The sequence below is a fragment of the Paenibacillus sp. LHD-117 genome (assembly GCF_030929555.1).
Taxonomy (GTDB): domain Bacteria; phylum Bacillota; class Bacilli; order Paenibacillales; family Paenibacillaceae; genus Pristimantibacillus.
Window position 1 is genome coordinate 130,256 of sequence record NZ_JAVFVT010000006.1, and the last position, 10,959, is coordinate 141,214.

Annotated in this window: 12 protein-coding genes; all 12 read right to left on the minus strand. The window is 58.5% G+C overall.

Annotated features, from left to right (window positions below; translation table 11 throughout):
- Positions 1-163 precede the first annotated feature (163 nt).
- Positions 164-733 (minus strand): bis(5'-nucleosyl)-tetraphosphatase (symmetrical) YqeK, encoded by a 570-nt coding sequence (yqeK, locus tag RB620_RS06325; protein WP_308092803.1) that lies wholly within the window; start codon positions 731-733, stop codon positions 164-166.
- Positions 708-1,310 carry a nicotinate-nucleotide adenylyltransferase gene (gene nadD / locus RB620_RS06330; RefSeq protein ID WP_308092918.1) on the minus strand — a complete coding sequence of 201 codons (603 nt, stop codon included), beginning with the start codon at positions 1,308-1,310 and terminating at the stop codon, positions 708-710. Before nadD ends, yqeK begins: the two co-directional genes overlap by 26 nt.
- A 37-nt stretch (positions 1,311-1,347) precedes the next feature.
- Positions 1,348-1,638 (minus strand): ribosome assembly RNA-binding protein YhbY, encoded by a 291-nt coding sequence (gene yhbY, locus RB620_RS06335; protein WP_308092805.1) that lies wholly within the window; start codon positions 1,636-1,638, stop codon positions 1,348-1,350.
- An 83-nt stretch (positions 1,639-1,721) separates the two neighbouring features.
- On the minus strand, positions 1,722-2,594 hold the full coding sequence (gene aroE / locus RB620_RS06340; protein WP_308092807.1) for a shikimate dehydrogenase: 873 nt from the start codon (positions 2,592-2,594) through the stop codon (positions 1,722-1,724).
- 42 nt (positions 2,595-2,636) lie between these two features.
- Positions 2,637-3,764, minus strand: coding sequence for a ribosome biogenesis GTPase YqeH (gene yqeH / locus RB620_RS06345; RefSeq protein ID WP_308092809.1), 1,128 nt, complete (start codon positions 3,762-3,764; stop codon positions 2,637-2,639).
- Entirely contained in the window at positions 3,761-4,285 is a 525-nt protein-coding gene (locus RB620_RS06350) for a YqeG family HAD IIIA-type phosphatase (RefSeq protein ID WP_308092811.1), read from the minus strand. Before RB620_RS06350 ends, yqeH begins: the two co-directional genes overlap by 4 nt.
- 131 nt (positions 4,286-4,416) lie before the next feature.
- On the minus strand, positions 4,417-6,654 hold the full coding sequence (locus tag RB620_RS06355; protein ID WP_308092813.1) for a DUF4129 domain-containing transglutaminase family protein: 2,238 nt from the start codon (positions 6,652-6,654) through the stop codon (positions 4,417-4,419).
- Positions 6,651-7,895, minus strand: coding sequence for a DUF58 domain-containing protein (locus tag RB620_RS06360; RefSeq protein WP_308092815.1), 1,245 nt, complete (start codon positions 7,893-7,895; stop codon positions 6,651-6,653). The genes RB620_RS06355 and RB620_RS06360 overlap by 4 nt, the downstream gene beginning before the upstream one ends.
- Positions 7,896-7,898: 3 nt before the next feature.
- Positions 7,899-8,855: an AAA family ATPase gene (locus RB620_RS06365; protein WP_308092817.1), complete on the minus strand. Its 957-nt coding sequence runs from the start codon at positions 8,853-8,855 to the stop codon at positions 7,899-7,901.
- A 137-nt stretch (positions 8,856-8,992) separates the two neighbouring features.
- On the minus strand, positions 8,993-9,343 hold the full coding sequence (spoVAE, locus tag RB620_RS06370) for a stage V sporulation protein AE (protein WP_308092819.1): 351 nt from the start codon (positions 9,341-9,343) through the stop codon (positions 8,993-8,995).
- A complete protein-coding gene (spoVAD, locus tag RB620_RS06375; RefSeq protein ID WP_308092821.1) occupies positions 9,340-10,362 on the minus strand; it encodes a stage V sporulation protein AD in 1,023 nt (340 codons plus the stop codon). Before spoVAD ends, spoVAE begins: the two co-directional genes overlap by 4 nt.
- A 1-nt stretch (position 10,363) precedes the next feature.
- Positions 10,364-10,810: a stage V sporulation protein AC gene (gene spoVAC / locus RB620_RS06380; RefSeq protein ID WP_374121372.1), complete on the minus strand. Its 447-nt coding sequence runs from the start codon at positions 10,808-10,810 to the stop codon at positions 10,364-10,366.
- Positions 10,811-10,959: the final 149 nt, after the last annotated feature.

The following is a 10,959-nucleotide window of genomic DNA, read 5'->3' on the forward strand; positions in this document are numbered from 1 at the left end:
GCGTTTGCGGAGCAAACGCATCTTCGTAAGTGTAAACTTAGCGTTTGCGGAGCAAACGCATCATCGTAAGCGTAAACTTAGCGTTTGCGGAGCAAACGCATCTTCGTAAGCGTAAACTTAGCGTTTGCGGAGCAAACGCATCTTCGTAAGCTCTGTATTCTCATTACTTCCCCGATAGCTCCTCGATTAACCCATTGCGGGCGTCGACGGTCAGCGGATAGATCCGCTTGCCCTTGGCGATCAGGAATCCGATCGTCCCGTCAAGACCGGCCAGTATCGCGTGTTCCAGGCTTTGCTCGCTGAGCGCCCGGATGGCATCCACACCAGGGAAATCCCTGCCCGGCTCGATATAATCCGCGAGCCAGACGATTTTGTCCAGCTTCGTCATCGCATGGCGGCCCGAAGTATGGTAACGGATGGCATCCAACACGCCTTTATCCGTGACGCCGTATTCATGCTCGGCCACCCACGCGCCGACGGGCGCATGCCATAGCTCCTTGTCGTAGCCGAGCACATCGATTGGCAGCCCGTTGTCGCGAATGATCGCCGCTTGGCGGTCAACCGCCCAAAACTTGGCAACATCGTGAAGAATGGCGGCCAGCTCCGCTCGCGCGGGATCTTCGTCGTATCGGTTCGCGAGAACGATGGACGTCGCCATGACGCCTTCCGTATGCAGCCATCGCCGCTCCGGCATTTCCGATCGCACCTTATCGATCATCCGTTGTCGATCCATACCAGCCATGCCTCCTTATCATTGCGTAGACGGCGTCCGGTACCAGATATCGGATCGAGCCGCCTTGCGAGAGCCGTTCGCGAAGATCCGTAGACGAAATGCCGATCGCCGGCATGTCCGCGAACGTCAGGCGGCAGCGCAGCTCATCCGGCAGCAGCCCCGGACGCGCCTCCGTTCCCGGCCGTGCGAGGCCGATGAACGTCACGAGCTCCGCGAGCTCCCCAATCGAATGCCATTCCGGCAGATCGTTGATCCGGTCGGAACCGATAATATACGCGAACGAATGATCCGGGTAAAGTTCTCTGAGCGACTTGACCGTATCGATCGAATAGCTGACTCCGCCGCGGCGCAGCTCGATGTCGAGCACCCGGAACCGGTCGTGCCCGGCAATGGCCGCAGAGACCATCTCGAGGCGATCGTCTGCCCGCTCGCCGGGCGCATGCTCCTTGAGCGGCGGAGTAGCGGTCGGAATGAACCATACTTCGTCTAGCCCGCAAGCCTCGAGCGCCGTCTCGGCTGCGATAAGATGGCCGATGTGGATCGGATCGAACGTTCCGCCCATGATGCCTACCCTAATCACGCCATCCACTCCCTATACCTTTTGAACTCGTCATTTAAGGCAATACGATCGTCTTGTGATCCTTTGATTCCTTGTACAGCACGATAGTTTTGCCGATAACCTGCACAAGCTCGGCGCCGGCGCCCTCGGATACTTCCGCGCCGATTTCCCTCGGATCATCCAGGCAATTGTTCAGCACGGATACTTTGATAAGCTCGCGCGTCTCCAGCGCCTCGGAAATATGTCGAACGAGGTGGTCGTTCGTGCCGCCTTTGCCAACCTGGAAGATCGGCTGCAGATGATGCGCCATGGCGCGCAAATGTCTTTTTTGTTTTCCAGTCAACATGTGTAAACTTCCTTCTTTCGTATACGAATACGCGTAATCGACGCACGATGCTACGTCATTCGTCTATTGTTCCTAACGTTTTGTTAAACTTGCAGCGAGGCCAAAACGGTCTCCCTCATCGCCTCGACCGGGGCGGCTTGTCCCGTCCAATATTCGAACGCGTACGCCCCTTGGTAAATGAACATGCCAAGCCCGCCGTGCGTCCTGCAGCCGCTCGCTTCGGCCTGAAGCAGGAACTCCGTCCTCAGCGGATTGTAAATCAAATCGCTCGCGACCGCGCCCGGCTTCATCCAGCCCGCTTCGATCGGCGACAGCCCGACGTTCGGGTACATGCCTACCGATGTCGTATTAATGACGATATCCGCATCGCCGCACCAATCCCGTAGCTTCTCGTTCGGTATTGCCGTTAATCCGGCGGTTGCGCCTCCAAGCGATTCAGCCAGCTCCTCCGCCCGCTCCACCGTCCGGTTCGCGATCGCGACGGAATCCGGCTTCTCCCGAAGCAACGCGTAAACGATCCCTCTAGATGCGCCGCCTGCTCCGATTACTACGATCCGCTTGCCCGCGAGGTCCGGCTCCGCTTCTTCCTTCAAGGATCGCACATAGCCTATGCCGTCGGTATTGTAGCCGACGAGTTTTCCGTTATCGTTGACGATCGTGTTGACGGCGCCGATAGCGAGCGCGCCTGCGTCGATCTCGTCGACAAGCTCCATAATTTGAAGCTTATGCGGAATCGTGACGTTCACGCCTCGAATGCCCATCGCGCGAACCCCTTCGACGAATGCCGGCAGCGTCTCCGAAGTAATGTGGAACGCCGCGTATACCCCGTTAATGCCCGTTTCCCGGAACGCCCGATTCATCATGATCGGCGACTTGGAATGCCGGATCGGATCCCCGATTACGCCATACAATACCGTATGGCTGTCCACAACCTGATTTCCCCCATGCTCTGCCACAGCGTTTCCCCTACTTTCATCAGCATTTCCACTGAACGGGACTTAAATCATCGAATCGCGAAGCATAACTTTAACGCCCTTCGGCGCATACACGTCGATGAGCGCTCCGCGCATACCGTTCGCTTGAATCCAGCCGAGCCCCGCAATGAACACGTCCTGCTTCTCTCCCTGTCTTACGCGAAGCGAATGCCTCGTCCACTCCGGAATGGAAGCCAGCTCTTCCCGCGTAGGGGCGCCAAGCAGCTCTCCCTTATGCTCGTCGTACAGCTCGTCCGCGCGTTCCAGCTTCGTGCGGTGCACGTGCAGCGCATTGGAGATGTACAGCGTAAACGATTGTCGTTCGCCTTCCACGAAGTCGAAACGAGCCAGACTGCCGATAAACAGCGTCTGCTTCTCGTTTAATTGATACACGAGCGGCTTGATCGGCTTGTCTGGAAGCAGCGACCCGAGGAAGCTGCGCGGCACGACCTCGGTCATGCGGCTGGAATAGACGATGCCGGGCGTGTCGATAATCGATTTGCCGTCTTCAAGCGGGATGTATACCGCATCAAGCGTCGTCCCCGGGTAACGGGAAGTCGTCAGCTCGCGTTCCATATCGCTGTAATCGCGAATAAGACGGTTAATGAGCGTGGACTTGCCGACATTCGTCGCGCCTACGACATAAACGTCGCGGTTGCCGCGGTATTGCTCGAGCGCGTCGATGACATGCTCGAAGCCCATGTTGCGTTTCGCGCTGCACAGGATAACGTCGACCGTGCGCAAGCCTTGCGCTTTGGCCGCGCGCTGCACCCAGTTGCGGATCCGGTTTACGTTCATGCCCTTCGGAAGCAGGTCGATCTTGTTGACGACCAGCAGCACGGGATTATTGCCGACGAACCGCTGAAGCCCCGAGATCAAGCTTCCTTCAAAATCGTACAGGTCGACGATATGGACGACCAAACTGTCCGTCGAGCCGATGCTTCCGAGCAGCCGCAGGAAGTCGTCCTGATCGAGCGCCACGGAAGATGCTTCATTATAATGTTTGATCCGGAAACAGCGTTGGCAGATGACCGGATCGCGCTGGAGCGACGTCTCGGGCAAGTATCCCGGCTTCTCCGGGTTGTCCGTCTGCAGCGTTACGCCGCAGCCGGCGCAAGACGACGCTTGTTCTCTAAGCTGTAGGTCTTTCACTTCGTCTCCTCCTCGTACCACAATCCGCGTTTGCGCAGCCTGGCGAGCGCGATTCGCTCGAGCCGGCGGTTGAACAGTGTCATGACGCCTTCGTCCGCGGGCGAGATCGGAGCTACCAGAATCGTATAAAGCCCCATTCGGTTGCCTCCAAGGACATCCGTCATCATCTGATCGCCAATCATGACCGTCTGCTTGGCTTCGAGGCCAAGTATCGCAAGCGCCTTGCGGAACGCGCCTTGGGTTGGCTTGCGTGCGGCGTGAACGAACGGAATGTCGAGCGGAGCGGCGAAGTTGCCTACCCTTGTTTCGTTATTATTGGACACGATGACGACGCTGAAGCCCGCGCTCCGAACTTTGTCCAGCCAGAGCACGAGCTCCGGCGTGGCGAGCGGCTCTTTGGCGCCGACGAGCGTATTGTCAAGGTCCGTAATGATGCCCCGCATCCCTTGGGCGGCGAGCACCTCCAAGTCGATTTCGTATACCGAATTGACCCTCATATTCGGAAGAAGCCTTTCGAACATCCTGTTATCCCTCTTCTTTCTCCCTGCTATCTTACGAAACTATACCATACAATCCGAATTTGTTGCAAAAAAATACCGCTCTCCAGCGGAACTGGCGAGCGGTCTATTATTAGGAAGAAAAAAGTGCGAAATTACTTCAATTCGCCGATTAGGTAACGCACCTTCCCGGCGAAACGCTCCGCTTCTTCGCGCGTGACGGCGACTTGGCTGTACTTTGCGTGCTCGAAGCTATCGAGAACGTAGCGGAAGTCATCGCCCAATCGCGACTGATACTTCGACCATCTCATGATCGCTTCGCGCAGCGTCTCGTGCTCCTCGCGGCGCAGGCCGCGCTTCTGGCACTGGCGAAGCAGCTTGTTCGTCTCAACGACGATCTGCTCGTTCGCCGAATACGAACGGCCTCTCAGCTTGTTCCACATGACCGGAATGTCGCGACGGCGAACAATCAGCCACAACGCCGCTCCGGCGACGATCACCGAAAGGGCAACGATCTGCCAGATGCTGCTATCCGTGCTACCGGTTTTCTCCGTGCCGGTCATAGGCTCTTGCTCAGTCGGAGAGGTCGACGGAAGCGGCGCGTCTTCTTCCTGCGGCATCATGTAAGGGAAGGAGAAGCCGGCAGTCGCCTCGAACGAAATCCAGCCATAACCCTCGAAATAAATTTCCACCCACGAGTGGGCGTCCGAGTTGCGGACGGTATACATGCCCGCGCCGGAAGGATTAAAATCCTCCCCTTCCAGCATCTCGCCCGGACCGTAGCGGTCGGCGGGCAATACGCCCGGCGCGAAACCCTTCACCCAGCGTGCGGGCATGTCGAGGCTTCGGGCCAGAACGGCCATAGCCGAGGAGAAGTAATCACAATACCCTTCCTTCAGTTCGAACAGAAACTGGTCGACGAAGTCGTTGCTCTCTCCGGTTAGCTTGGAAAGATCCGGTTTGTTATTGTAAACGAAGTTGGTTCGCAAATATTCCTCGATCAACCGGGCTTTCTCGTAATCGCTGGCTCCGCCCGACGAGACCTCCTCCGCGAGCTCTCGGACCCGGTTCGGCAGCGTGTCCGGCAGCTCCGTGTACATTCGCTGCAATTGTTGATCGTCGAAGGAAGCTTCCGCGCCCTTCAACCCTTCTTCGTTCAGGACGGTGACCGTCGACGTGATCGAATAGGAAGCCGGGTAACTTTCCGAGTCCCTCCAGAGAAGCTCCCACTCATCCGGAAACCAACTCACCAGCCTTGGCGAGAATTCGCTTTCCTCTTCGTTGATCCAGTTTACTTTGGATACCGGAGCGGCCCCGAACAGAACCGGATATACGTCCTGGCGGATGAGCGACACGATCTGGCTGACTTCTACCGTCTCGGCCTTCGATCTGTCGATTGTTTCGTCCAAAGAGTTGCCTTTGGTCACGCGCTGAAGCGAAGAGGCATTCCCGTCATCCGAATCTTCCCAGCCCAGACCGGTGTAGCTTGCCTTCGATTCCCCGCGCCAGTAGCTGCGTTGGGAGGTGGATACCGTCATCATCGGCGAGAAGTCGTAATCGAAGCCGCCGCCGAGCTGGCCGTCTTCGCGGCTGTAGCCGGAGCTGGCGTTGCCGTTGCTCAGCGGCGTGTCGTTCGACTGTATCGCTTTTTCGCCCAGGAACACCTTCACTTCTTCGCCTTGCGCATTTTTCCAGATCGTATACGGATCCTGCAGAATCGGAGCGATGGACGGAACGTTCGTGCCGATCAGGACTAGAATCGCCAGCACGATGATCGTCGGCGTGATGAGTCCGATCGGATATTCGAACAACGCCTTCCAGCTGTCCGGATGGGCGAGCTGCAGCTTCCTCAGATGGTTCACCACGAGCCAGAACAGACCGGTGAACACCACGACGGCCACATCGTCCCATAACCAGATCGGCGTAAAAGAATCCGCTACCGTCAAGACGAGCAGCGCCGCGCCGACGATGCCGAACAGCCTTGGGCGCGTCGTCGCCCACGTACTGAATAATAGATGCAGCCCGAGCAGCGCCAGGCTGATCCAGATGAACGGATGCAGCTGAGCAAGCTGCTGCTCCAGCCACCAGCCCCATTCCTCCCGGCCGATCGGGGCGGCGATCTCCCATTCCTTCCGCGCGAAGCGGAAAGTGAGCCAGACGGCGGCGATCAGCTGCAGCGACCAACGAAACATTCTCAGCCGATGCGGGAGGATAATGTCGATCATGATCGCCGCGATCAAGGTAGAATAGGCGACCGTGAAGCTTTCGGGCCACCAATACGAATCGAAAACGGTCAAGCATGCCATAAGAATGACGCCGACGAATAAGGAGACGAACCGCTCGTACCAGGCGTTGCCCAAGTAGGAGCCGACGGCGGATGCGAGCTTCTTCATGCGGTCACGCTCCCTTCGAGGGCGGCAGGCAGATCCTGCAGTTGCTTCACTTCGTACAGCTGCCAGCCTCTGCCGCGAATGAGGCCCTTCCAGGCGACATTGCCGCTTATCGCCGCATCGGAGGCGCCGATATGGATCAGGCAAGGCGTGACGCCCTTGCGCGAGAGCCATTCCATGCTGCGGATCAGCTGGCTTCCGGTCTCCGCGGTCACGAGTAGCGCGAATGCGCCCGGTTCGATCATCGATTCGGACCTCGTCATCGAATCGTAAACGCGATTTGGGGCGTCTGCGTTTACGAAAGTGAGATGTTTCATCGCCGTGCTGCGCTGCTCCATGCCCGAGCGCGGCGGAAGCATCGTCACTTTATCGCCTGCCGACAGCAAGCCCATCGCGGTATCTTCCTTGAGGCCATGCTCCATGAACGAAGCGGCGACGGATACGGCCAGCTCGAAGCGTTCCGGCGAATCCCCGTAAGCCGGCAAATGGCGATCCAGAATGAGCAGCGTCCGGGGAAGCGATTCCCGCTCGAACGCTTTGGACTTCCATTCGCCCGTCTTGGCGGTGGCGTTCCAGTGTACGCGCGACAGCCGGTCGCCGTAATGGTATTCGCGAACGCCGTTGATCTGTGTCGTCTCTTTGGCCGAGCGCGAAGCGGACGCATGGGAATAGGGACCGCGAATTCCTCGCTGGAAGCCGCTCCATTGCCGAAGCGGAATCGTCTGCGGCAGCACGCTGAAGACCGATTCCGACGCGAAGCTGCCGGAATGCTCGAACAATCCGAAAACGTCGTACGCCAAACATTCCGTCTGCGCGAATCGGTATTCGCCCCTCGCGAGCGGAGGCGTGCGGTAGCTAATCGAACCGCTTCGCTTCCAGTTCGGTACGAAGGACGTCTCGAATTGGAAGCGCCTGCCGTCATGGCGGACGAAGCTATCGCGGACGATCACGTACGGCAGCGGATAATAGCCGGGAATGCGGACGTCGACGTTCACGTCCAGCGCGCTGCCGGCCGTGAGCGTATCGGGTTGGGACGGCGAGCCGTGAAGGCCATGGGTCCTGCCGCCTTTCACGCTCGTTATGCCGCTATAGCGGCCTAGAAGCAAATACACCAGCAATAAATTAAGAATAATAAAGAGCATGAGGGACGTCTTGCCCCCCTGGAACAAAAAGTAGAATAAGCTGCAAGCATAGACGGCAACGATGAACGGCTTTCGGAAACGCTGCTGCTTCCTCTCTTTCATCGGTTATCGCTCGAGCCGTACCGGCACTTTGGTCGATTGGAGCACCTGCTCGATCACGTTGTCCGCCCTCAGGCCGTTCATGCGGGCTTCCGTACGAAGCAATAACCGGTGCGAAAGCACGTACGGCGCCAGCGACTTGATGTCGTCCGGGGTCACGTACTTGCGTTGATTCAGGTAGGCGCTCGCCTTGGCCGCTCGCGTCAGCGCGATGGTCGCGCGCGGGCTGGCACCGAGCAGCACCTGCGGATGAGAGCGCGTGCTCCGGATCAGGCTGACCAAATATTTGCCGACCGCCTCGTCGATATGCACCTGCAGCACCTGCTGCTGGATAAACGCGATGTCCCCGGCCTCCAGGACGGGCTGAATGCCTTCCGAAGGCTGGATGCCGCGGTTGCCGGCAATCATCTGCTGCTCGTCCGCTTCGCTAGGGTAGCCAAGCGACAGCTTCATCATAAACCGATCGAGCTGGGCTTCGGGCAGCGTGTACGTGCCTTCGAACTCGATCGGGTTCTGTGTCGCGAGCAGGATGAACGGCTGGGGCAGCTCGTACGTATCGCCGTCCACCGTCACGTGGCCTTCCTCCATCGCCTCGAGGAGCGCGGATTGCGTCTTGGTCGTGGCGCGGTTAATCTCGTCGGCGAGCAATATATTCGTCATCACGGGACCCGGACGGAACATGAAAGTCTCTTGCTTCGGATGATAGATAGAAACGCCCGTGATATCGGTAGGGAGCAAATCAGGATTGCACTGGATGCGTCGGAACTGGCCGCCGATGGATCTCGCGAGCGCTTTCACGAGCTGCGTCTTGCCCGTGCCGGGCACATCTTCCAGCAGGACGTGACCGCCGGCCAGCACCGCGACTAGCAATCTTTCGATTTCCTCGTTTTTCCCCAGGATACAAGAGTTCAGATTAGCTAGAATCGAAGAGCATAATTGCATATCGTCGGAACGAATTTCCATGATGAATGACCTCCCGGAAAATGAAGTATGAAAATAGTCGCTAATAGTACTATTTTACAGCACTCCATTCCCTCGCACAAATCGGAAGGCATCCAAAAAAAATTGGAGAATCCTACAGGATTCTCCAATCGTTTCGATTACCCCTTCGGCCGGATGATCAGCGCCGCGAGGAACGAGAAAATGATCGCGGCCGAAACGCCTGCGCTCGTCACTTTGAAAATGCCCGATATGACGCCGATCCAGCCTTGGGAGTGCAGCTCCGTAAGCGCGCCGTGCACGAGCGCGTTGCCGAAGCTCGTAATCGGGACCGTTGCCCCCGCGCCCGCGAACTTGACAAGCGGCTCATAAAGATTGAACCCGTCGAAGATGGCTCCGATGACGACAAGCGTCGCCATCGTATGCGCGGGAGTCAGCTTGAGCACGTCGAACATCAACTGCCCAAGCACGCATATGGCGCCCCCGACGAGGAATGCCCAGAGGAATATCATGGCTGCGCCTCCTTTCCGGCAGCGATCGCTACCGCATGGGCGATGCAAGGGATGCTTTCCCCTTGCTGGAACGACAGCGGGGAAAGCAGCGCGCCGGTCGCAACGACAAGGATGCGCTTTAGCTCGCCTTTGGCCAGCCGTTTCAGCAAATGGCCGTACGTGACGACCGCGGAGCAGCCGCAGCCGCTGCCGCCGGCCTGCACCTTCTGTTTCTGCACGTCGTACACCATTAAACCGCAGTCGCCGAATACAGTGTTGTCCATCGGCACGCCGTCCTGCAGGAGCAGGTCCTTGGCGATCGGATGGCCGACGCCCGCCAGGTCGCCCGTCACGATCAGGTCGTAGTCTCCCGGCGAGCGGCCCGTGTCGTCGAAATGCGCCTGAATCGTATCGACCGCCGCGGGCGCCATCGCCGCGCCCATGTTGAACGGGTCGGTGATGCCAAGGTCGACGACCTTGCCGATCGTCGCGCATTCGACGACCGGCCCGGTCCCGCTTGCCGCCACTAGCGCGGCCCCTGCCCCCGTGACCGTATATTGCGCGGTCGGAGGCTTCTGTGAGCCGTATTCGGTCGGGTAGCGGAATTGCTTCTCCGCCGTGCAGTTATGGCTGCAGGTGCCCGCGAGCACATGGGTCGCGGCGCCGCTGTCCACGAGCTGTGACGCCAGCGCCAGCGTCTCCATGGACGTCGAGCAAGCGCCGAACACGCCGATGTACGGCGCTCCAATCGTTCTTGCGGCGAAGCTGTTGCTTATGATTTGGTTCATCAAATCTCCGCCGATGTAGAACTGCACGTCGCCCCGCTCGAGCCCCGCCTTCTGGATCGCGAATTCGGAGGCTTGCTCGAGCAGCAGCCGCTCGGCTTTCTCCCAGCTCTTTTGCTGCATGTCGAGCTCCGGATGGACCAGGTCGAAGTCGGCGGCAAGCGGACCGTCTCCTTCGTCGGGACCTACGACCGTCGCCGCCCCGATGATGACCGGTTTGTTCTCGAACCACCAGGTCTGTTTGCCTTTTAGCATGTTACTGGCCTCCGGTACCCAGGATGAGATGCGCGATGCCGACGAAGAAAGCAGCGACGGTACCGTACACGATGACGGCTCCCGCCAGCTTGAACATGTTACCGCCGACGCCGAGAACGAGTCCTTCGCTTCGATGCTCGAGCGCCGCCGAGCACATCGAATTGGCGAATCCCGTCACCGGGACCGCCGAGCCCGCTCCCGCGAACTGGGCCAGCTTGTCGTATACGCCCAAGCTTGTCAAAATAACGGAAATCAAAATAAGCACGGCAACGGTCGGGTTGCCTGCCTGCTCGGGCGACATGTCCATCAGATGCATGAACAGCTCCATGATCACTTGTCCGACGACGCAGATGAAGCCGCCGACGAGGAAAGCCTTCACGCAATTGCCAAACACGGAACGCGGCGGTTCTTTCCCCTTGGCGTAGGTTTGGTACTCTTTTGGCGACATGGACATTTTCTGATAGCGGCTAGCGTTTGCATTTTTGTTCGAGCCAGAACTTGGTTTTGGAGTTTTTGATCCGTTGGACGCCAATGCTGTTTCCTCCTTCAAGGACGGACGCCGGCTTCATCGTCGCCAGACACCGATCCCTATCCTTC